Source organism: Pseudoalteromonas sp. SCSIO 43201 (genome assembly GCF_023716725.1).
Lineage (GTDB): Bacteria > Pseudomonadota > Gammaproteobacteria > Enterobacterales > Alteromonadaceae > Pseudoalteromonas > Pseudoalteromonas peptidolytica.
Map to the genome: position 1 here is coordinate 1 of NZ_CP072683.1, position 22,612 is coordinate 22,612.

General features: G+C 43.4%; 17 protein-coding genes. 13 read left to right on the forward strand and 4 right to left on the reverse strand.

Features of this window, described 5'->3' with window-relative positions; genetic code table 11:
- Positions 1-115: 115 nt before the first annotated feature.
- From dnaA to J8Z24_RS00035, 7 genes are all read left to right on the forward strand, one after another.
- Complete coding sequence (gene dnaA, locus J8Z24_RS00005; protein WP_176033026.1) at positions 116-1,516, forward strand: chromosomal replication initiator protein DnaA; 1,401 nt, start codon at positions 116-118, stop codon at positions 1,514-1,516.
- 10 nt (positions 1,517-1,526) lie between these two features.
- Positions 1,527-2,630, forward strand: a complete 1,104-nt coding sequence (gene dnaN / locus J8Z24_RS00010; RefSeq protein WP_176033055.1) for a DNA polymerase III subunit beta — start codon at positions 1,527-1,529, stop codon at positions 2,628-2,630.
- Between the two features lie 4 nt (positions 2,631-2,634).
- Positions 2,635-3,723, forward strand: a complete 1,089-nt coding sequence (gene recF, locus J8Z24_RS00015; protein ID WP_125253664.1) for a DNA replication/repair protein RecF — start codon at positions 2,635-2,637, stop codon at positions 3,721-3,723.
- 12 nt (positions 3,724-3,735) lie between these two features.
- Positions 3,736-6,153 carry a DNA topoisomerase (ATP-hydrolyzing) subunit B gene (gyrB, locus tag J8Z24_RS00020; protein WP_125253665.1) on the forward strand — a complete coding sequence of 806 codons (2,418 nt, stop codon included), beginning with the start codon at positions 3,736-3,738 and terminating at the stop codon, positions 6,151-6,153.
- A gap of 173 nt (positions 6,154-6,326) precedes the next feature.
- A complete protein-coding gene (gene glyQ, locus J8Z24_RS00025) occupies positions 6,327-7,226 on the forward strand; it encodes a glycine--tRNA ligase subunit alpha (RefSeq protein ID WP_125253666.1) in 900 nt (299 codons plus the stop codon).
- A 2-nt stretch (positions 7,227-7,228) separates the two neighbouring features.
- Positions 7,229-9,298: a glycine--tRNA ligase subunit beta gene (glyS, locus tag J8Z24_RS00030; RefSeq protein WP_128732031.1), complete on the forward strand. Its 2,070-nt coding sequence runs from the start codon at positions 7,229-7,231 to the stop codon at positions 9,296-9,298.
- A gap of 72 nt (positions 9,299-9,370) precedes the next feature.
- Positions 9,371-9,817, forward strand: a complete 447-nt coding sequence (locus tag J8Z24_RS00035) for an early set domain-containing protein (protein ID WP_252095069.1) — start codon at positions 9,371-9,373, stop codon at positions 9,815-9,817.
- A 28-nt stretch (positions 9,818-9,845) separates the two neighbouring features.
- Here J8Z24_RS00035 and tusA read toward each other — a convergent pair whose 3' ends face one another.
- The 3 genes from tusA to fadB form a co-directional block, all read right to left on the reverse strand.
- The gene (gene tusA / locus J8Z24_RS00040) at positions 9,846-10,085 is read right to left on the reverse strand and encodes a sulfurtransferase TusA (RefSeq protein ID WP_128732029.1); all 240 of its coding nucleotides are present in this window, start codon (positions 10,083-10,085) and stop codon (positions 9,846-9,848) included.
- Between the two features lie 431 nt (positions 10,086-10,516).
- The gene (gene fadA, locus J8Z24_RS00045; protein WP_147390602.1) at positions 10,517-11,686 is read right to left on the reverse strand and encodes an acetyl-CoA C-acyltransferase FadA; all 1,170 of its coding nucleotides are present in this window, start codon (positions 11,684-11,686) and stop codon (positions 10,517-10,519) included.
- A gap of 1 nt (position 11,687) precedes the next feature.
- Entirely contained in the window at positions 11,688-13,850 is a 2,163-nt protein-coding gene (fadB, locus tag J8Z24_RS00050) for a fatty acid oxidation complex subunit alpha FadB (protein ID WP_125253671.1), read from the reverse strand.
- 283 nt (positions 13,851-14,133) lie between these two features.
- On the opposite strand from fadB, the gene J8Z24_RS00055 reads away from it, so the two are divergent.
- The 6 genes from J8Z24_RS00055 (at position 14,134) to J8Z24_RS00080 (ending at position 21,220) form a co-directional block, all read left to right on the forward strand.
- Complete coding sequence (locus J8Z24_RS00055) at positions 14,134-16,023, forward strand: transglycosylase SLT domain-containing protein (protein ID WP_252095070.1); 1,890 nt, start codon at positions 14,134-14,136, stop codon at positions 16,021-16,023.
- Between the two features lie 93 nt (positions 16,024-16,116).
- A complete protein-coding gene (gene pepQ / locus J8Z24_RS00060; protein WP_128732401.1) occupies positions 16,117-17,439 on the forward strand; it encodes a Xaa-Pro dipeptidase in 1,323 nt (440 codons plus the stop codon).
- Between the two features lie 67 nt (positions 17,440-17,506).
- On the forward strand, positions 17,507-18,124 hold the full coding sequence (locus J8Z24_RS00065; protein ID WP_147390599.1) for a YigZ family protein: 618 nt from the start codon (positions 17,507-17,509) through the stop codon (positions 18,122-18,124).
- A gap of 62 nt (positions 18,125-18,186) precedes the next feature.
- Positions 18,187-19,638, forward strand: coding sequence for a TrkH family potassium uptake protein (locus J8Z24_RS00070; protein WP_125253675.1), 1,452 nt, complete (start codon positions 18,187-18,189; stop codon positions 19,636-19,638).
- Between the two features lie 140 nt (positions 19,639-19,778).
- On the forward strand, positions 19,779-20,315 hold the full coding sequence (locus J8Z24_RS00075; protein ID WP_241651711.1) for a hypothetical protein: 537 nt from the start codon (positions 19,779-19,781) through the stop codon (positions 20,313-20,315).
- Positions 20,316-20,536: 221 nt separating this feature from the next.
- Positions 20,537-21,220 carry a flagellar brake domain-containing protein gene (locus tag J8Z24_RS00080; RefSeq protein WP_252095071.1) on the forward strand — a complete coding sequence of 228 codons (684 nt, stop codon included), beginning with the start codon at positions 20,537-20,539 and terminating at the stop codon, positions 21,218-21,220.
- An 11-nt stretch (positions 21,221-21,231) separates the two neighbouring features.
- Here the strand turns inward: J8Z24_RS00080 and trkA are convergent, their stop codons facing one another.
- Positions 21,232-22,608: a Trk system potassium transporter TrkA gene (trkA, locus tag J8Z24_RS00085; RefSeq protein WP_125253677.1), complete on the reverse strand. Its 1,377-nt coding sequence runs from the start codon at positions 22,606-22,608 to the stop codon at positions 21,232-21,234.
- Between the last annotated feature and the right edge of the window lie 4 nt (positions 22,609-22,612).

The following is a 22,612-nucleotide window of genomic DNA, read 5'->3' on the forward strand; positions in this document are numbered from 1 at the left end:
TGATTTTGTAATTATAAATAAGTATTTCCGGCGATCATCGTTTAGATCTAACTGTTCAGTTGATCTAAAACGTCTGTTTTTTATTCCCGGGAATCAAAACCTATTGGAGTTCAGAGTGTATCTGTCGGTTTGGCAAAGTTGTTTATATGTTTTGCAGGATGAATTGCCATCTCAGCAATTTAGTATGTGGGTAAGACCGCTACAGGCAGAAAGTACTGATGATACGCTAACTATCTATGCGCCAAATCGTTTTGTATTAGATTGGGTGCGAGAAAAGTATCTCCATCGTATTAATGAGCTACTCATTGAAATTTGTGGTGATGAAGCGCCAGAATTACGCTTTGATGTTGGTAGTAAGCCGGTATTGGCGGCGCAACCAAATACTGCGCAAGAAAGGGCACCGACAGTTGGTCATGCTCCAGAGCAGACTACAGCCTCACAAGGCGGACAAACTAGAGTTGCTGAGAAAGTGGAGCCGGCACCTAAATCAGCACATAAGTCCAATATTAAAGAAAACTATACCTTCGATAATTTTGTTGAAGGTAAGTCCAACCAACTAGCCAAGGCTGCTGCAACTCAAGTTGCCGATAATCCAGGATCTGCTTTTAACCCAGTATTTATTTATGGTGGTACAGGCTTGGGTAAAACGCACTTATTGCACGCCGTTGGGAATGGTATTATCGAGCAAAAACCAGATGCAAAAATTGTGTATATGCACTCTGAAAGGTTTGTTCAGGATATGGTTAAAGCATTGCAAAATAATGCGATAGAAGAGTTTAAACGCTACTATCGTAGCGTTGATGCACTCATGATCGACGACATTCAATTTTTTGCAAATAAAGAACGTTCACAAGAAGAGTTCTTCCATACGTTTAATGCTTTGCTTGAAGGTAATCAGCAAATTATTTTAACTTCTGACCGTTACCCCAAAGAAATTGAAGGGGTAGAAGATAGATTAAAATCTCGTTTTGGTTGGGGGTTAACAATTGCCATAGAGCCACCAGAACTTGAAACTCGAGTTGCTATTTTGATGAAAAAAGCGCAGCAGAGTAATATCAATTTACCACATGAAGTTGCTTTTTTTATCGCTAAAAAACTTCGCTCAAATGTTCGAGAGCTGGAGGGGGCGTTAAACCGTGTGATCGCAAATGCCAATTTTACAGGTCGACCAATTTCTATCGATTTTGTAAAAGAAGCGCTACGTGACCTATTAGCGCTGCAAGATAAACTAGTCACCATTGATAATATTCAGCGCACAGTTGCAGAGTATTATCGTATTCGTGTTTCTGATTTATTGTCTAAACGTCGCAGCCGTTCAGTTGCAAGACCAAGACAAGTTGCTATGGCGTTGTCTAAAGAACTGACTAACCATAGCTTACCTGAAATTGGTGATGCGTTTGGTGGCCGAGACCATACCACCGTGTTGCACGCGTGCAGAAAAGTAAAAGAGCTTCGTGACGAAAGCCATGAAGTTAAAGAAGATTATCAAAACTTAATTAGAACGCTGTCTTCTTAAGGGTTAAATGATGCAAATAACTATTCCAAGAGAACTATTTTTAAAACCACTCGTGCAGGTTTCTGGCGCCATTGAGCGCAAGCATACACTGCCTATTCTGTCTAATGTATTACTTGAAGTAAAAAGTGGTGCGCTATATATGACAGGAACAGATTTAGAGATAGAGCTAGTTGCGTCAGTGACTTTAGAAAACAGTGTTCCAGATGCTAAGATCACGCTGCCTGCGAAAAAGCTGTTAGACATCTGTAAGAGCTTGCCGGATAACTCTGATTTAGTGTTAAGCGCCCAAGAGCATCAGTTGTTATTAACGAGCGGTCAAAGCCGATTCTCTCTGACAACGCTGGCTGCAGAAGACTTCCCTAATCTTGAAGAATGGGATGGCGAAGTTGAGTTTACGGTTACACGCTTAGAGCTTCGAAAACTCCTTGAAGCAACGCATTTCTCTATGGCTAATCAAGATGTGCGCTATTACCTAAATGGCATGTCCTTCGAAGTCGATAATAATGAAATAAAAACAGTGGCAACAGATGGCCACCGCTTGGCTATTGCGCAACAAACGCTACCAGAATCGTTAAATACACAACGACAGCTAATTATTCCGAGAAAGGGCGTGCAAGAGATAATGCGCTTGTTACCAGCGGATGATAATGCCGTTACTATTCAGTTTGGTGCTAATCATGTGCGTATTATCGATAGTGAGTTCACTTTTACCAGTAAGCTGGTGGACGGACGTTTTCCTGATTATCGTCGAGTTTTACCACGTGGTGGAGACAAGCTAGTTACGGCAAATCGTGATTGGCTACGTAGTGCATTTCAACGTGTTTCTATTTTATCCAATGAGAAATTCCGTGGAGTTCGATTAAATCTAACCAATGGACATTTGAAGATCAGTGCTAACAACCCAGAGCAAGAGCAAGCGGAAGAGGTTGTAGAGGTAGGCTATCAGGGTGATGATCTAGAGGTTGGCTTCAATGTGTCTTACCTGCTAGATGTATTGAATACTATCAAATCGGAAGATGTCCAATTTACATTATCTGATGCGAATAGCAGTGCGCTCATTGAAGCGGTTGGCGATGAAAATGCAATGTATGTAGTCATGCCGATGCGCCTATAGATATATGAGTTTAACTCATCTCAGCCTCAATACGTTTCGCAACATTGAGGCTATAACACTTTCACCTAGTCATGCCGTTAACATCATTCTTGGTGAAAATGGCAGCGGTAAAACAAGCTTGCTTGAAGCCATCTATTTTCTCTCCAGCGGTAAATCTTTTCGTACTAACTTACAAAAGTTAATGATCAAGCATGAGGCTTCTCATTGTGTTGTACATGCTAAAAAACAACTACATAACTTGTCTATACCTCTTGGTATTAGTAAATACATGAGTGGCGAAACTAAGTTGAGAATCCAAGGGCAAGCAAGTCGGAAAGTTGCTGAACTCGCCCAAGTGCTGCCTGTTCAAGTGATAACTCCAGAAAGTTATGAGTTGTTTTTTGGTGGGCCAAAAGAGCGAAGAAAGTTTCTTGATCTAGGGGTGTTCCACGTGGAACACCAGTTTTATTCTGCTTGGAAGATGTTTAACCAAGTACTCAAACAACGAAATGCACTTCTTAAGACCAAGCCCAGAGATTTTCAGTCCCAATTAAGCTATTGGGATAAAGAATTTGTTCGACTTGCTGAACAAATAAATATACTAAGAGAAGCGTATATAAGTAGGTTTCAGGCGCATTTTTTTGATAAGATAGGGGATATAAGCCCTATCTTTAAAGGCCTTGAAATTCGCTTTCAAGCGGGCTGGAAGGGAGAACTGGCAGAAGTACTTGCCAATCAATTAGAGCGTGACATAAAACTTGGCTATACAAGTAAAGGGCCGCACAAGGCGGACTTTAACTTTTATACTCAAGGGCACAGTGTGGAACATATTTTCTCTCGGGGACAGTTAAAGCTGCTGCTGTATGCTTTAAAAGTTATGCAGAATAGTTTGATTGACCAAGAGAGTAATAAGCAATCTGTATTGCTTATTGATGATTTACCTTCGGAGCTCAGTGATGAGACTAAGGGGGCGGTATCGCGTTTACTCGCACAATGCCAGTCTCAACTGTTTATTACTGCAATTACTCCAGAAAGTATTGCCGCCGTTATTGAACCTATGGAACGTGAAATTAAAATGTTCCACGTGGAACATGGCAGCTTAATAACAAAATAATTGGAAGAAACCATGTCGGAAAATTACGATTCGTCGAGTATTAAAGTACTTAAAGGATTGGATGCTGTAAGAAAGCGTCCGGGAATGTATATCGGTGACACAGATGATGGCACTGGTTTGCATCACATGGTGTTTGAGGTCGTTGATAACTCAATCGACGAAGCACTAGCAGGATATTGTGACGATATTTTCGTAACAATTCATACTGATGGCTCCGTGTCTGTTAGAGATAATGGCCGTGGTATCCCAACTTCAATACATGAAGAAGAAGGGGTATCAGCAGCAGAAGTTATCATGACAGTACTACACGCTGGTGGTAAATTTGATGATAACTCATATAAAGTATCGGGCGGTTTGCATGGTGTAGGTGTATCGGTTGTAAATGCACTTTCTGAAAAACTACAATTAACAATTCGCCGCGATGGCAAAGTGCACCAACAAAAATACACCATGGGTGTTCCTGATGCGCCCCTAGGTATTATTGGTGAAGCTGAAACTACAGGTACTGAACTGAGATTTTGGCCAAGTGCTGAGACATTCTCTGACACAAACTTCCACTATGATATCCTTGCAAAACGTCTACGTGAACTCTCATTCTTAAACTCAGGTGTGAGTATCATTCTTAGCGATGAGCGTGAAGAGAACAAGCAAGACCACTTCAAATATGAAGGGGGTATTCAAGCCTTTGTTGAATACCTCAACCGCAAAAAGACACCAGTTCATCAAAGTGTTTTTCACTTTTCGACTGAGCGTGAAGACGGCATTAGTGTTGAAGTGTCGATGCAGTGGAATGATGGTTTCCAAGAAAATATATACTGCTTTACGAACAACATTCCACAACGTGATGGTGGTACTCACTTAGCTGGTTTCCGTGCAGCATTAACACGTACACTAAACACTTATATGGAAAAAGAGGGATTTAACAAGAAGCATAAAACGAATGCTACTGGTGATGATGCCCGTGAAGGTTTAACAGCTGTAGTTAGTGTTAAAGTTCCTGATCCTAAGTTTTCTTCACAAACCAAAGATAAGCTTGTTTCAAGTGAAGTGAAAGGTGCCGTTGAGCAAATGATGGCGGAAAAGCTCACCGAGTTCTTGCTTGAAAACCCTGGTGATGCAAAAACCGTTGTAAACAAAATCGTTGATGCGGCGCGCGCGCGTGAAGCTGCACGTAAAGCACGTGAAATGACTCGTCGTAAAGGTGTGATGGATTTAGCTGGTCTGCCGGGTAAACTTGCAGACTGCCAAGAACGAGATCCTGCTCTTTCTGAACTATATATAGTGGAGGGTGACTCGGCAGGTGGTTCTGCTAAGCAAGGTCGTAACCGTAAAAACCAAGCTATTCTACCACTCAAAGGTAAAATTCTTAACGTAGAAAAAGCACGTTTTGATAAGATGCTTTCTTCTCAGGAAGTGGCAACACTAATCACTGCGTTAGGTTGTGGTATTGGCCGTGATGAATACAACCCTGAAAAGCTAAGATACCACCGCATTATTATCATGACCGATGCGGACGTGGATGGTTCACACATCCGTACGCTGCTACTGACTTTCTTCTATCGTCAAATGCCAGAGATTATTGAACGCGGTTATGTGTATATTGCTCAGCCGCCACTATATAAAGTGAAGAAAGGTAAGCAAGAGCGTTATATTAAAGATGATAATGCACTAACAGCGTATCTAACGACATTGGCACTTAACGATGCTGCACTATACCCAGCTGAAGGTGCGGAACCAATTTCTGGTAACAAGCTAGAAAACTTAGTACATGATTATCAGAATACGATAGATATCATTGAGCGTTTAAAGCGTAAGTATCCGTCTTCAATTATGAACCGTTTGCTTTACCATCCTGAACTGACCGAAACAGACTTATCTAATGAGTCAACAGTAACAGCATGGACTGAAGGCTTAGTTGCTGATCTTGTGAAAAAAGATGAAGATGCCACTATTTTCAACGCTGAAGTTGCATTTGATGAAGAGCGTAATATGTATTACCCAGTGGTCAATATTCGCCAGCACGGGGTAGATAAAGCGCACACATTAAACTTCGATTTTATTACTTCAAAAGACTATGTCCGTATTGCAAATACAGGACGTCAAATTGGTAACTTAATTTCCGAGGGCGGTTACGTCCAGCGTGGTGAAAAGACTCAGGCAATTGATTACTTTGAAACAGGCCTTGAGTGGCTAATTTCGGAGTCTAAGCGTGGCTTGTATACACAACGCTATAAAGGACTAGGTGAGATGAACCCTGATCAACTTTGGGAAACCACCATGGATCCAGATGCGCGTCGTATGCTACGTGTGACCATTGAGGATGCCATTGCTGCAGACCAATTATTCGCAACCCTAATGGGTGACCAGGTAGAACCTCGTCGAGAGTTTATCGAAACAAATGCCTTGCGCGTAGTTAACTTAGACGTATAAATACAACCATCTAATAAAAAGGAGGGGTTTTCCCTCCTTTTTTTATGCTTTAAAGCTTAAAACCCTAAAGCGCTCGCGGTATACTGAGCATAATTTTCAATCATTGAATCTAGCGTGAGCGCGGAAAGCACAGTGTTCACACACGATAAGTACCAGATAAAAATAAGCCAACTATGCAAAAATACGATATCAAAACCTTCCAAGGTTTGATCCTGGCTTTACAGGATTACTGGGCGCAGCAAGGCTGTGTTGTAGCTCAACCTTTAGATATGGAAGTTGGTGCGGGTACATTCCACCCGATGACCTTCCTAAAGTCCATTGGTCCTGAACCAATGTCGAGCGCGTACGTGCAACCATGTCGCCGTCCGACAGATGGTCGCTATGGTGAAAACCCGAACCGTCTTCAACATTACTACCAATTTCAAGTGGTACTGAAGCCATCACCTGAGAACATTCAAGAATTATACTTAGGCTCGTTAGCTGCACTAGGTATCGATACTCTGACTCATGAAGTTCGTTTTGTCGAAGATAACTGGGAGTCACCAACTTTAGGTGCCTGGGGGCTTGGTTGGGAAGTTTGGTTAAACGGTATGGAAGTGACACAATTTACTTACTTCCAGCAAGTTGGTGGTATTGAATGCTCGCCAGTAACCGGTGAAATTACTTATGGTTTAGAGCGTCTTGCAATGTATATACAAGGCGTGGATAGCATCTATGACTTAGTTTGGACAGATGGGCCAATGGGACGTGTCACTTATGGTGATGTGTTCATGCAAAATGAAATTGAGCAGTCGACATATAACTTTGAACATGCAGATGTAGATGCGCTATTCAAACAGTTTGACCAGTGCGAAAAAGAAAGTGAAAAACTGATTGAAGCAGGGCTACCATTACCAGCGTATGAGCAAGTGATGAAGGCGTCCCATGCTTTTAACTTGTTAGACGCGCGCCATGCTATTTCTGTAACTGAGCGTCAGCGCTATATCTTGAGAGTTCGCGCTTTATCAAAAGCCTGTGCACAGGCGTACTATGATGCACGTGAAGCTCTTGGCTTCCCGCTTTGTAAGGATTAATAATGTCGACTGAAAACTTACTTGTAGAAATTGGCACAGAAGAATTACCACCAAAGGCTTTGCGTAATCTTGCTGAATCGTTTGCAGAGAATACCAAGCTGGAACTAGCAGCACTGGAACTTGGTCATGAAGGCGTTAGCTGGTACGCATCACCTCGTCGTTTAGGTATTCAAGTTAAGGCACTACAGACACAACAGGCAGACAAGGTTGTTGAAAAGCGTGGCCCTGCAATCCAAGCTGCATTTGACGCAGAGGGTAACGCTACAAAGGCTGCACTAGGCTGGGCGCGTGGTTGTGGTATTGATATAAATGATGCTGAGCGTTTAGAGACTGATAAGGGCACTTGGTTACTACACAAAGCAAAAGTAGAAGGCCAGCAGACTTTAGCGTTACTAAGTGATGTGATCAACAAAGCACTAGCTAAGTTACCTATTCCTAAGCCGATGCGTTGGGGTGCGAACAAGACGCAATTTATCCGCCCTGTACATACCGTGGCAGCACTACTTGGTAGTCAACAAGTCCAAGGTGAAGTACTAGGTAAAGCGATTGGCAATGAGCTACAAGGACATCGTTTCCATCACCCAGAGCGTGTACGTGTAACACATGCTGATGACAGCCACCAAGTATTAAAAGACGCTTATGTCATTGCGGATTATGAAGCACGTAAAGCGCTAATTCGTAGTCAGATTGAGACTGAAGCGCAAAAGCTAGGCGCACAAGTGGCGATGGATGAAGATTTACTTGAAGAAGTTACCTCACTCGTTGAGTGGCCTGTGACTTTAGTTGCATCCTTCGAAGAAGCATTTTTACAAGTGCCTGATGAAGCTCTTATCTACACCATGAAAGATGACCAAAAATACTTTCCACTGTTAGACAAACAAGGCAACTTGATCAACAAGTTCTTATTTGTTTCTAACATTGAAAGTAAAGATCCAAGTGTAGTGATCTCGGGTAACGAGAAGGTGGTTCGCCCACGTCTGGCAGACGCGCAATTCTTCTTTGAAACGGATAAGAAGAAAACGCTAGAAAGTCGTCTTGAGTCACTTGATTCAGTATTGTTTCAAAAGCAGCTTGGCACACTTAAAGACAAATCAGAGCGTATCTCTGCATTGGCAGGTTTTATAGCCGAACAACTTGGTGCCGATAAAGCCTTGGCTGAACGTGCTGGCCTACTCAGTAAAACGGATCTAATGACTGAGATGGTGATGGAGTTTACCGACGTTCAAGGTGTAATGGGAATGCACTATGCACGTATTGATGGTGAAGCCGAAGAAGTTGCATTAGCACAAAACGAGCAGTACATGCCGCGTTTTGCTGGAGATAATTTACCATCCAACCCAATCAGTTTTGCCGTGGCGCTCGCTGATAAGTTTGACACTTTAGTGGGTATTTTTGGTATTGGTCAGACGCCAAAAGGGGATAAAGACCCATTTGCACTGCGTCGTGCTGCAATTGGTGCATTACGGATCATGGTAGAAAAAGCGCTACCTCTCGATATTCAGGATATTGTCGCTAAAGCAATGACCTTATTCGGAGATAAGCTGAGCAATGCAAATGTCGCTGAGGATGTTATTGAGTTTATGCTTGGGCGCTTCCGTGCATGGTACCAAGATGAAGGGATCAGCGTTGATGTTATTCAAGCGGTACTGGCTAGACGCCCAACCAGCCCAGTTGACTTTGATCGTAGAGTAAAAGCGGTAAGCCACTTTAGAACGCTAGCAGAAGCAGAAGCATTAGCTGCTGCCAATAAGCGAGTAAACAACATTTTAGCTAAGAACAATGTTGCCTCTGAAGCTTTGGTGGATACTTCACTATTACAAGAAGAAGCTGAAAAAACATTGGCCGCACAAGTTGCTGCGTTAACTGCTGAGCTTGCACCTGTTTACGCTAAAGGCGATTATCAAACAGCGCTCACACGGTTAGCGAACCTGCGTGAAGCGGTGGACAACTTCTTTGACAACGTAATGGTGATGGCGGACGACGAAGCCATTAAGGCGAATCGTCTAGCATTATTGAGTCAGTTGAGTAAGCTGTTCTTAAACACTGCTGATATTTCAGTGTTACAAAATTAAGTGTGAATACAAAAGCCAGCGGTTGCTGGCTTTTTGTTAGTTCATCATTAGCAAGTAAAAAGGTTGTTCGCTATGATAAAAAAACAAGGGGCACTGGCATTTGCACTGTTGGCACTTACCGCTTGTAGCAGTAACTTACAGTTACCTGCTGAATCGACCTCATCAACGGTAGTTGGCAAGTTAGATAAAACACTATATTTACGTGGCGATTTTACCTTGTGGGATGCTGAACCTCAGTATCGTATGGAAGAGACGCAACCTGGGATTTATATCACCAAAGCCAAATTTATGAGCCCGGGAAAAGTATACGAGTTTAAAATTGCCGACGAACAATGGAGTGAAGGCTATAACTGTGGTTATCAAACTGAAGGGCAGCTGACACTGGGTCAGCCCTTAATTGCTGATTGCAATACGGTATATAATTACTTTAGTTTTAAGCCGAGTAAAAAGGGCTGGTATGAGATCCGTTTGGACTATCGAAACCCTAGAGTACCAAAAGTCGTCATTGTAAAATTTTAAAAAAGCGGCAACCGCCGCTTTTTTACCATTACTGACCTTTTTTAATTACATATTTATATGGCAACTCAGCCACCGCTTTAGCAATTAAGGTGTGATCCATAAATTCGCAGAAACTTGGAATATCTCTTGTTGTTGACGGATCGTCTGCAATCACTAACAAAGTTTCACCTAAGTTCATCCTTCTTACCATGCCTCTTATCATCATTACGGGCTCAGGGCAACGCAAACCTACAGCATCTAGGGTATGGTCGGTATTATCAAAACTCATTGTGGGTGGCCTTGTTGGTTACGTTATTAGTTAGGAAAACTGCTATTTTAACCGCATGTTGTAAGTAAGCTCAAGTTTGGATAACTCAAGTATGATACCAATTAGTCTTAATACTTGCTCAATTTGAAGGAGCAAATCTGACGCTAACTGCGTTAAAAATTTCTCATTTAGAACAACTAAATAGCAAAATATTTGCCTTGCCTACATGGATGTAGGTACCTCAGCGATAGCAGGACGCGGTAGCGGTGTTATCGACAAAATTTTCTCGCCTCAAAATAGACCACTTAATTAAGATAATTGGTATTAGCCAACCGAGGTAAGGTAATACAGGAAACAAAAAAGGCAAAACAGCTGTGCCGTTTTGCCTTGGTCACCAAGTTGAAGTTGTTTGCTGGCACTGTATAAGACAACCCAGCACCAGCTGGTTGGAGTTAGTTATCTACACGCTCGAATACGGTAGCGATGCCTTGGCCTAAACCAATACACATGGTAGCAAGGCCGTATTTTGCGTCTTTCTCTTCCATTAAGTTAATAAGCGTTGTGCTGATACGTGAACCAGAACAGCCCAGCGGGTGACCCAGTGCAATTGCACCACCGTTAAGATTCACTTTCTCATCTACTTTGTCTAATAGACCAAGGTCTTTTAGTACTGGTAGAGACTGTGCTGCGAAGGCTTCATTCAGTTCAGCAACATCAATATCATCGATGGTAATGCCTGCTTGTTTCAATGCTTTTTGCGAAGCAGGTACTGGACCGTATCCCATGATTGAAGGATCGCAACCTGCAACTGCCATCGACTTAACGCGAGCACGAATTGGCAGGCCAAGCTCTCGTGCTTTAGACTCACTCATGACCAACATCGCAGAAGCACCGTCAGACAGCGCTGAAGAGGTACCCGCAGTTACTGTACCAGACGCTGGGTTAAATACCGGACGTAACTGGCCTAAGCCTTCTAGGCTTGTTTCTGGGCGGATAACTTCGTCATGCTCGACAAGTACAGGTGTACCATCAGCATCATGACCTTCCATTGGCAGGATTTCTTTGGCAAAACGTCCTTCAAGGGTTGCTGCATGGGCACGTTGATGTGAGCGTACGGCAAATTCATCTTGCTGCTCACGACTAATACCGTGCATTAGCGCTAAATACTCAGCTGTTAACCCCATCACACCGGCAGCTTGAGCAATTGATGTAGAAAGTCCAGGGTGGAAATCATTCCCATGTGTCATTGGTACGTGACCCATATGCTCAACACCACCGATGAGGTATGTGTCGCCAGCACCAGTCATGATTGCGCGAGCTGCGTCATGAAGCGCTTGCATAGATGAGCCACACAGTCTATTGACTGTTACCGCAGGCACTGTGTGTGGAATACCAGCTAATAAAGCAGCATTACGGCCAACGTTAAAGCCTTGCTCTAAAGTCTGCTGTACACAGCCCCAGTAAATGTCATCAATAGAGTCTGGTGCCACTTGCGGGTTACGCTCAAGTAAGCCTTTCATCAAATGTGCGCTAAGATCTTCTGCACGCTTATGTTTAAATACACCGCCTTTTGAGCGACCCATTGGGGTGCGAATACAATCTACGATTACCGCGTTTTCCATGTTACTTGCCCTCCACTTGATAGAATACTTTACCTTCATTAGCCCACTGTCTTGTTTGTTCAGAGACTTGGTAAATTTCACCAAGGTGAGCATACTTATCAGCCATAGCAACAAAGTTTGCTAGGCCAATTTGGTCTAGGTAGCGGAATGCACCGCCTCTAAATGGAGGGAAGCCAATACCGTAAATGAGAGCCATGTCAGCTTCTTGTGGTGAAGCAACGATGTTTTCTTGAAGACACAGTAATACTTCGTTGATCATAGGCACCATACAGCGCTCAATAATCGTTTGCTTGTCAAATTCAGTTGGTGCGTCACAAATACTGCTCAGTAGCTCAAGTGCGCTGTCGTCTTTACTCTTCTTCAAGCGACCTTTGCGATCTGGTGCGTATTGGTAGAAGCCTTTTTGATTCTTCTGACCAAAGCGCTCAGCACCTGCTAACACGGCGACAGGATCTTTGTCTTTACGCGCCATACGAGTAGGGAAGCCATCAGCCATCACGCCTGTACAATGATTTGCTGTATCAATACCGACTACGTCTAGTAAGTAAGCAGGACCCATTGGCCAACCGAAGACATTTTCCATGACTTTATCCACTTTTGCGAAGTCAGCACCTTCAACGACAAGTTGACTGAAGCCTGCAAAGTAAGGGAATAGTACCCGGTTAACGAAAAAGCCTGGGCAGTCATTAACAACGATAGGAGATTTACCTAGTTTTAAGGCGTAATCAACAACGGCAGCAATGGTTTCATCCGATGATTGCTCACCACGGATAATCTCTACCAAAGGCATTTTTGGCACAGGGTTAAAGAAGTGCATGCCACAGAAGTTTTCTGGTTTTTCCAGTGCGGTTGCCAATTCATCAATACGAATGGTTGATGTGTTTGAGGTGAGAATTGTACCTTCAGGTAGCTGTGATTCAAGACTCGCCAAGACTGATTTTTTGATCTTTGGATTCTCAACAACGGCTTCAACGATAATATCTGAGTCTTGCAGATCTTGGTCGTTAAGTGTTGGTTTGATTTTACCTAAAGTGGCAACCATTTTATCCATCGACATGTGGCCGCGCTGTACTTTCTTACCAAGTAATTTTGCAGCTTCGCCCATACCAAGGTCTAGGGCACCTTGCTGGATGTCTTTCATGACGATTGGTGTGCCTTTGTATGCTGACTGGTAAGCGATACCGCCACCCATAATACCAGCACCTAACACAGCGGCTTGCTTAATCTCTGTGTTGCTTTGCTTTGCTTGTTTCTTGGCTACTGTTTTGATGTATTGATCTGCCAAGAAAATACCTGTTTGCGCTGCGGCTTCTGCGGTCTTAGCAAGCTTGGCAAAGTTTTGGTTTTCAAGTGCCATTGCTTCGCTGCGGCCAAGATTTGCGGCTGCTTTGAGTGTTTGTACAGCCATCATAGGTGCAGGGTAGTGACCTTTAGTTTTGGCCATTACCATGCCTTCAGCCATACCAAAACTCATGCCTTGCTCAACACGGTTCATCTTCAAAGGTTCAAGCTTAACTTGGCGTTTTGCACGCCAATCTAGTTTACCTTCGATAGCTTGTTCTAATGTGCGAATAGCGGCTGCCATTAATTTGTCAGCAGGCACTACACCGTCAACTGCACCGACTTTCAATGCGTCGTTTGCGCGGTTTTCTTTACCTGTGGTGATCCACGTCATCGCATTGTCAGCGCCGATTAAGCGAGGAAGCCTTACGGTACCACCAAAGCCTGGCATGATCCCGAGTTTTACTTCAGGTAAGCCAATCTTGGCACTGTCTGAGGCGATACGATAATCGGTAGCTAATAACCACTCACAGCCACCACCAAGTGCTAAGCCGTTGACAGCTGATAATGTTGGGAAGGGCAAGTCTTCTATCGCATCGAAGACATCGGTTGCATCCTTAATCCAGCCAACCAGTTCTTCTTCTGGACGTTGGAAGGTAGGCAGGAATTCGAAAATATCAGCGCCAACGATAAAATGGTCTTTGTCGCTGCTAAAGATTAGACCTTGAATATCATCGCGCTTACTCAACTCGATTAGCGCTTCATGGCTTTCTTTAAGTACTTGCTGAGATAATTTATTGACTGAGCCTGGTAGGCAAAATTTAAACTCAGCGATATTGCCTTTGCAAAAATCAACTACAAAGGACTCGCGTTTGATTAACATACATGTTCTCCCGTGCTATACACTGGTACGATGAGTTGTAATTTCAATCAGTGTGGATCCTTTGGCGGCAAATTGCAATGAAAAATTTACCGCACATTTACTGAAATACCTGAGTCGGTTTGCTATGGTGGCTTAACACACCGCGTATTATGTGTAGTTTGCGAGCTGAACCGCAAATTACAAGCCAAAGTAGCCGTTGTTTTACGCCGCCTTTAGATAAGCATACTTTGGCTGTATTTCAATTTCGGTGTGAATTGTTTTTAGCAGATTGAAAAGGGTTTGCATGACACATTGGTTACGTCGCCTAGCTGTGGGCAGTTTATGTTTCGTAAGCTGTCTTGGTGCAGCTCAGAGCACTCATGATGAATTTAAACAGGCTGAGCGTATTGCTTGGTCTGGCAACTATAACAATTTTACAACAGCCATAGCGCAGCTTGACCATCCGCTTAAGCCTTATGTGGAAATGGCATTTTATCAGCGCCATCCTAGGTTGAAATATCAACAAGAAATCCAGCACTTTCTAACTATATACGAGCACACACCACTCGAGTGGCCGGTGCGTTCGGCTTGGTTGGAGTATCTAAAGCGACACAAAAAGAAAGCGCGCTTTATCGAGTTTTACCGAGAGACAAGTGATGTGGAGCTGAAGTGTACTTATTTGTCTTATCAGCTTGATTTAGGTGCACCGAAAAAAGCAATCTTAGATCAAGTTGCCGATATTTGGACTGTTGGAAAATCCCAGCCAAGAGCATGCGATGGGCTTTTTAGGGCGTGGCAAAAAGCCGGGTATAGAACCTCAGAGCGGGTGTGGCAGCGAGTTTCTAATGCTGCACAGTCAGGGCAAACATCCCTGTTGGACTATCTTCAAAAGTTACTACCAAAGCACGAAGCCTACTTAGCCCAGCTATATAAAACGGTACGTCAAGACCCTAGTGCGGCGGCGGGCTTGTACCGCTTTAAAAAGCGCACCGTAAAAGAGTCTGAAATAGCGGTATACGGTGTCCGCAGACTGATTTGGCGCGATCCTGACTTGGCGCTGCGAGCATGGCAGAAAATGCAAAACATGTTCAGTTTCTCGCAGCAACAAAAAGACAGTGTGGCATATCGCTTTGCATTGGCGCTGGCGTCAAAAGGTCACAAAGACGCACGGTTTTGGTTGAATAAGGTGCCAAAGTCACTACAGGATAAAAAGCTCTTGCAATGGCTGATGAGCAATTTGCTAAAAGAGCAGGACTGGGAAGGTATTTCGGCGTTATTTGTGGGCCATGAGCAACTCAGTAACGCACAGCAATATTGGTTGGCTTTTAGCTTGTCAAAGCGAGGAAATATTGCTGGCGCAAATGTGATTTGGCAGCAACTTGCCAAGGAGCGTGATTACTACGGATTTTTAGCCGCTGCGCGATTGGGTTTACCCGTATCTTTAAATGAGCTGCCGCTAGAAATTGACGCTGCTATTGTTGATCAAGTATCTCAAGCGCCAGGGTTTAAACGTGCTAAAGCGTTGTATGAGTTAGAACGTTATACTCAAGCGCGAAGAGAGTGGAACTACTTAACCAATACCTCAAGTAAAGATGAAAAGCTCGCAGCATCTGTATTGGCTGCCGAGTTCGATTGGTATGACAGCACCATTTTTACGCTAGCCCAAATCAAAGCTTGGGATTATGTGGATTTACGCTTCCCAATGGCATTTAAAGACCTATTTTCAAAGTACAGTAAACGCCATCGCGTTGACCTTGCTTGGAGTATTGCGATTGCGCGTCGAGAGAGTTCCTTTGCACCTGACGCTCGCTCTAGCGCCGATGCCCATGGCTTAATGCAGTTACTTCCAAGTACGGCAAAGTACGTTAACAACCGTAAACGCGTGACAAAAAAGCGGCTTTATCAACCTGCAACCAATATCCGCCTTGGGACTAGTTATTTGGAGTACTTAAAGCGTAAAAATGCCGGTAATGAGATTTTAGCAACCGCATCTTATAACGCAGGCTACCACCGAATAAAACGTTGGTTACCTTCAGAGGCTATGCCTGCTGAGCTGTGGATAGAGCTAATTCCGTATAAAGAAACACGAGATTACGTGAAAAATGTGATGGCATATCGACAGGTGTATCACACTCGCCTTGGTCGAGATGGCAATATCTTAGCTGATATTTTAGAGATGAAAATTGTGAAGTAACCGCACATGGCTGGTATTAGACTCAGTTCGTCGTTTTTAGGTAACAGCTATGATAGACTCGAAAGCATGTGAATTTTTGAAAATGGGTAACCCATGGATAAGTTAGCAAATTTATACGCAGAGCATATTGCCACTTTGCAACAGCGTACAAAAACGATAGTAGACAGAGAAGGACTAGATGGGCTTGTGATCCACTCTGGTCAAGCTAAGCGTCAGTTCCTTGATGATATGTACTATCCGTTTAAAGTTAACCCACAATTTAAAGCTTGGTTACCTGTTATTGATAACCCGCATTGCTGGATTGTGGTTAACGGCAATGATAAACCTAAGCTTATCTTCTATCGTCCGGTTGATTTTTGGCACAAAGTGCCAGATGAGCCAAGAGACTTCTGGGCTGAGTATTTTGATATTCAGCTCTTAGTTAAGCCGGACCAAGTTGAGCAGTTATTGCCTTACGACAAAGCAAATTATGCCTACATCGGTGAGTATTTAGAAGTTGCACAAGCGCTAGGCTTTACTCAGGTGAACCCTGAGCCGGTAATGAACTTTCTACATTATCATCGTGCCTATAAAACCCAATACGAAATGGCATGTTTACGTGAAGCAAGTCGCCTAGGTGTGCTAGGTCATGTGGCTGCACGAGAAGCGTTTTTTGCTGGTGGCTCTGAATTTGAAATCCAACAAGCGTATCTCAATGCGACTCAACACATGGAAAACGATACACCTTACGGTAATATCGTCGCACTGAATGAAAACTGTGCCATCTTGCACTATACCCATTTTGAGCGTAAAGCGCCGAGTCAGCATTTATCGTTTTTGATTGATGCAGGAGCTAACTACAATGGCTATGCCTCTGACATTACGCGAACCTATGATTTCGCTAAGCAAGGTGAATTTGCCGAGTTGGTGAAAGTCATGAACGATCACCAAATTGAGTTGGGTAAAGCATTACAACCGGGCAAACTATACGGTGAGCTGCATATCGATTGTCATCATCGTGTGGCGCAAGTACTTAGTGACTTTGATATTGTTAAGCTAGATGCACAAGCGATAGTTGAAAAAGGCATTACATCAACATTCTTCCCTCATGGTCTCGGTCACCACATAGGTCTACAGGTACACGATATGGGCGGGTTTATGGCGGATGAAGCGGGCACGCATCAAGCGCCACCCGAAGGTCACCCATTCTTGCGCTGTACCCGTAAAATTGAAGCAAATCAAGTATTCACCATTGAACCTGGCCTATACTTCATTGATTCATTATTAGAAGATTTGGCGCAAACAAACAACAAACAGTACATTAATTGGGATAAAATTGATGCGCTGAAACCATATGGTGGTATCCGTATTGAGGACAACATCATTGTTCATGAAGATAGGCTAGAAAATATGACCAGAGATCTCGGTCTAGAGTGATCTGCTAGCGAGTACTAACTATCAGTATATTTGGGAGCCAATTGGCTCCCTTTTAGTTTGGAGCAGTATGTCAGAATATTTCATCCCCAGTGAAACAATTAGTCATCACGAAGAAATAAAGAAAAGCGCGTTTATTGTCCATTTGGCGCATACCCCAACTATTGAGGATGCCAAAGCATTTATTAAACACATCAATGAGCAGTATCCAGATGCGCGTCACAACTGTTGGGCGCACATTGCTGGGGCACCAGGAGGAAGTCATATATTAGGTTTTTCTGATGATGGCGAGCCAAATGGCACTGCGGGTAAGCCAATGCTAAATGTTTTGTTGGGTTCTGGCCTTGGAGAAATAACGGCAGTAACCACACGATATTTTGGTGGTATCAAGCTAGGCACAGGCGGTTTAGTAAGGGCATATGGTGGAACCCTCAATAATGCTTTGGCTATACTCAAAACAAGCAAAAAAGTACCTGCTTCTATCATTGTTGGCCAGAGTGATTACCATCTTCAGGGGGTGATAGAGCAGTTGTTACAAAGCCAATTTACGGTGCTACACAGTGATAAAACGTATGGTGCCAATATTGCGTGGCAGCTTTCTGTCGATAGTCGACAGACACAACAAATTATTGATGCTATTTATGAATTAACCAATGGTGTTGTATTATTTAAACACCTCAAGGAGTAGGCTCTACTTCTTTACATTTACTCATTAACCTCTGGTTAAATAACAAAAGTGCAGCGTACAAAATGCAATTTCGTACCATAATAAAAATTCTCGGACAATTAGTTGCCCTGTTTAGTATCACTATGGTGCCACCGGCCATTGTCTCTTTGATATACAAAGATGGTGGTGGTGTACCTTTCGTCCTAGCGTTCATCTTTAGTGTGTTAATGGGACTGTTCGCGTACTATCCAAATCGCAAGGAAAACGGCGACCTTAAGGCCAGAGAAGGGTTCTTAATCGTTGTATTGTTCTGGTTAGTACTGGGAACATTCGCGTCCTTACCTCTCATTTTCCTCGATAAACCGAATCTTTCACTTGCAGATGCCGTTTTTGAAGCCTTTTCTGGGCTAACCACAACGGGGGCAACAGTACTGACAGGTATTGAGCACTTGCCAAAATCTGTACTCTTTTATCGTCAGCAATTGCAGTGGCTAGGCGGTATGGGGATCATTGTTTTAGCGGTGGCTGTACTGCCTATGCTTGGTGTTGGTGGTATGCAGTTGTATCGAGCCGAAACGCCAGGGCCCGTAAAAGACTCTAAAATGACACCGAGAATAGCCGATACTGCAAAGCATTTGTGGTATATCTATGTTTCACTCACAGCGGCTTGTACAGTTTCCTATTGGCTTGCAGGAATGAACTGGTTTGATGCTATCTGTCATGCTTTTGCTACTATAGCGATAGGCGGCTTTTCAACCTATGATGCTTCTATTGGTTACTTTGATAACCCTCTAATTAATGTTATTTGTGTGATCTTCTTGTTGATTGCTGCAATTAACTTTTCATTGCATTACGCTGCGGTCTCAAGCCGCAATATCAAGGTCTACCTGCGAGATCCGGAGTTTAAAGTTTTTCTATTTATTCAACTCGCACTTGTGGTGATCTGCTTTGCGGTATTGTCATCAAATAATGTTTATGAAACGGGCGACGAAACTTTGGATCAGGCACTTTTTCAAGCAGTGTCAATTAGTACTACCGCAGGGTTTGCCACTGATAGCTTTTCAAGTTGGCCTTTGTTTCTTCCTATTCTGCTGATTTTTTCAAGCTTTATTGGTGGGTGTGCAGGCTCTACGGGAGGTGGCATGAAAGTGGTGCGAGTCTTCTTACTCTATTTACAAGGGATCCGTGAGCTGAACCGCTTGGTTCACCCAAGGGCTATTTACTCAATTAAACTGGGCCGTAAAGCCCTACCAGATAAAGTCGTCGAAGCCGTATGGGGATTCTTTTCCGCTTATGCGCTGGTTTTTGTCATTATTATGGTCGCATTACTTGGTACTGGTCTGGATAATATCACCGCCTTTTCTGCAACGGCTGCTTGTCTAAATAACCTCGGTCCCGGCCTTGGCGAGGTGGCAGCGCATTACGGTGATATTAGCGATTCTGCAAAGTGGATACTGACCTTAGCGATGGTATTTGGTCGATTAGAGATATTTACATTATTGGTGTTGTTTACACCTACCTTCTGGCGTGGATAGCCGACAAATAACGATGGGCTTGTACTGACAACGCCCATCTCACCTTATACCCACACCAAGTGTTTTTGCCTTACGATTTCATCCTTAAGAAAGAAAAAGTTAATAAAAATACTAAAAACTCGGATTTTCGGGGTTTTCAAATGTCAGTATTTTTACAACGATTTAACTTTGAGGTGACGACTTTGCTTGCCACACGCTTTTCAGATAAAGGGTTTAGAGTCATTGAAGGATTTGCCGCAAGCCATGAGCAAGGTTCTGGAATGCAGCTTATAGAACGAAGCGTAACACAGTTAAACAACCTGATAAGGGATATTGGTTATTTATTACAAGCGGAGCAAGACTTACCAACGGCTCCCAAGGCATATGACTTATATCATCAAATTGGTTGTGAAAGTGGTGCTCGGTTTGTTGTACAAGTTGTGTCTGAAAATGAGCTTTGGCAAAAGCGTCAAATACCCGCAATACTCGATACAATTGCGCCAAATCATACTGGTTGTTTGTTTCAACATGACGTATCCGGGATTTTATTCGTCGCAAAACGTAATAGTGAGCCAATGATGCTTTTTATTGAAGCTGAAGAATTGGCGATGCCACAAAGTTCGCTTGAGATCCAAAGCAGGATGATGACATTAAGAGACGGTGCAATGATGTTAAAAAGCCATTTTTTGATTAAGTGACCTAAGTTTGCTTTTAACACTTGTGCTGTCGCCTTGACCATAAAATGGATTTTATTGGCAAGTGCGGTGAAAGAGAGGCTACATCAATTAAGGTCAAATGATAGCTGAGAGCATTGATGGCGAACGTGTTGTAATTCACCTTAATTCAGTTTTAAATGACCCTTCGCTAAAACTGCTACAATACAAAAGCAGTAGAGTTAAACTCAGGAAGGGTTAGGATCATGTTAAGAACTCGAGAGGTTGGGCAGGAAAGTTTGCTCACAGCCATCAGCGCAGGCAGTCTCGTTGATATAGAAATTTGCTTACCGGCGAGCAGTAAAAGAATAAAAACAGAATATGTCGGTCTGCTCCAAGGAGCATTTTTAATTCTAAACCATCCCAACCCTAAGCGATTAGGCGCGGCGCTGGACTTTGTTATGGAAGGAACCACTGTCATTGTTAGAGCATTGCTCGAAAATGGTGATGGTCAGGTTATTGCTTTCAGATCGCAGATTAAGGCGGTTTCAGTCCATCCCGCGCGGCTTATTTTCCTCTATCCCCCGGAAAAGATTCAAACTTACAAGCTACGTGCGCAAAGTCGCGTACCAACGCTTATTCCTGCTCACTTTCAATACAGTAATAAAAACGAAGTAGGTGTCATCAAAGATATTTCCCTATCAGGGTTACAGCTTGATTTAACGTCAGCTGATATGCCTGATTTGCAAGAAGGTGCAAAATGTAGCGTACTGATTGAGGGCAAAGAAGGAAACCAAATTACCTTAGAGGGTGATGTGCGAAAGATACGCCAACATGATGATATTTTGTCTTTGGGTATTCACCTGACTTCGGAGCCAGGCGTGATCCGTGGTGTGTTAAAGGATTACCTGATAGATTTATCGATTTTTCAAGATCACCGCGATACGTAAACTATGGCGCTTTACACAAATAAAGCGCTGACCTGAAAGAGCTTCTCTACGACACCAATTTGTTTTTTATCGATTAAGAACATGATCACGTGGTCGCCAGATAGAATAATGGTGTCGTCATGTGCAATGAGTACATCTTCATCGCGTACGATTGCGCCTATCGTTGCGCCAGGGGGTAGCTTAATATCTCGAACCGTACGACCAACGACCTTAGAGGTGTTTTCGTCACCATGTGCTACAGCTTCAATTGCCTCTGCTGCGCCTTTGCGCAGTGAATAAACATTTACGATATCACCACGACGTACGTGTGTGAGTAGCGCTGAAATGGTGGCTTGCTGTGGTGAGATTGCAATATCAATATCACCCCCTTGAACGAGGTCGACGTAGGCACCACGTTGGATCAGCGCCATGGTTTTTTGTACTCCCATACGTTTAGCCAGCATCGCGGCCATGATATTGGCTTCATCATCATTGGTTACGGCAATAAAGACATCGACTTGCTCGATATGCTCTTCTGAAAGTAACTCTTGATCAGAGGCGTCACCACAAAACACCACAGTATTATCTAGGGTTTCAGACAGCTGGGTAGCACGCGCTTGATTACGCTCAATCAATTTAACACTATGATTCTTATCTAGTGAGCTTGCCAACCCAGCGCCGATGTTACCACCACCGGCTATCATTATTTTTTTATAGGAACGTTCAAGCTTTTGTAGCTCATTCATTACTGCCCGAATATGCTTGGTAGCGGCAATAAAGAACACTTCATCATCGGCTTCGATCACTGTTGTGCCTAGCGGTTTGATGGCTTTCCCTTGGCGATAAATTGCAGCAACCCGAGTATCGACGTTAGGAATGTGTTCCTTCAGGGCAGAGAGTGCATAGCCTACAAGTAAGCCTCCGTAATATGCTTTTACGGCAACAAGGGAGAGCATACCTTCGGCAAATTGGAGTACTTGTAGGGCACCCGGATAATCAATCAGGCGACGGATATATTGCGTGACCAGCTGTTCGGGAGCAATATAGTGGTCGACTGGTAAATCATCGTTATGAAAAAGCTTTTCTCTATACTTTAAATATTGCTCGGAGCGGATCCGAGCAATTTTCGTTGGCGTATTAAAAATACTGTAAGCAACCTGACACGCTATCATATTCACTTCATCTGAGCTGGTTACTGCGATGATCATATCTGCGTCTTCAGCTCCAGCCTGACGCAAGATATCGGGGTGTGCACTGTGTCCCGTCACGCCCTGTAAATCATATTTATCTTGTAGCTCTCTTAAGCGCTCGCCGTCGATATCAACAACGGTAATTTCGTTTTCTTCACCGACAAGGTTTTCTGCCAGTGTTCCGCCGACTTGTCCGGCACCTAAGATAATGATTTTCATATGT

Coding starts and splice junctions, on each gene's coding strand:
- fadB (WP_125253671.1), bottom strand. CDS start 13,850: ATGTTAATCAAACGCGAGTCCTTTGTAGTTGATTTTTGCAAAGGCAAT.
- fadA (WP_147390602.1), bottom strand. CDS start 11,686: ATGGAAAACGCGGTAATCGTAGATTGTATTCGCACCCCAATGGGTCGC.
- glyS (WP_128732031.1), top strand. CDS start 7,229: ATGTCGACTGAAAACTTACTTGTAGAAATTGGCACAGAAGAATTACCA.
- recF (WP_125253664.1), top strand. CDS start 2,635: ATGAGTTTAACTCATCTCAGCCTCAATACGTTTCGCAACATTGAGGCT.
- J8Z24_RS00075 (WP_241651711.1), top strand. CDS start 19,779: ATGTCAGTATTTTTACAACGATTTAACTTTGAGGTGACGACTTTGCTT.
- J8Z24_RS00055 (WP_252095070.1), top strand. CDS start 14,134: ATGACACATTGGTTACGTCGCCTAGCTGTGGGCAGTTTATGTTTCGTA.
- dnaN (WP_176033055.1), top strand. CDS start 1,527: ATGCAAATAACTATTCCAAGAGAACTATTTTTAAAACCACTCGTGCAG.
- J8Z24_RS00080 (WP_252095071.1), top strand. CDS start 20,537: ATGTTAAGAACTCGAGAGGTTGGGCAGGAAAGTTTGCTCACAGCCATC.
- J8Z24_RS00070 (WP_125253675.1), top strand. CDS start 18,187: ATGCAATTTCGTACCATAATAAAAATTCTCGGACAATTAGTTGCCCTG.
- glyQ (WP_125253666.1), top strand. CDS start 6,327: ATGCAAAAATACGATATCAAAACCTTCCAAGGTTTGATCCTGGCTTTA.
- J8Z24_RS00065 (WP_147390599.1), top strand. CDS start 17,507: ATGTCAGAATATTTCATCCCCAGTGAAACAATTAGTCATCACGAAGAA.
- gyrB (WP_125253665.1), top strand. CDS start 3,736: ATGTCGGAAAATTACGATTCGTCGAGTATTAAAGTACTTAAAGGATTG.
- trkA (WP_125253677.1), bottom strand. CDS start 22,608: ATGAAAATCATTATCTTAGGTGCCGGACAAGTCGGCGGAACACTGGCA.
- tusA (WP_128732029.1), bottom strand. CDS start 10,085: ATGAGTTTTGATAATACCGACCATACCCTAGATGCTGTAGGTTTGCGT.
- pepQ (WP_128732401.1), top strand. CDS start 16,117: ATGGATAAGTTAGCAAATTTATACGCAGAGCATATTGCCACTTTGCAA.
- J8Z24_RS00035 (WP_252095069.1), top strand. CDS start 9,371: ATGATAAAAAAACAAGGGGCACTGGCATTTGCACTGTTGGCACTTACC.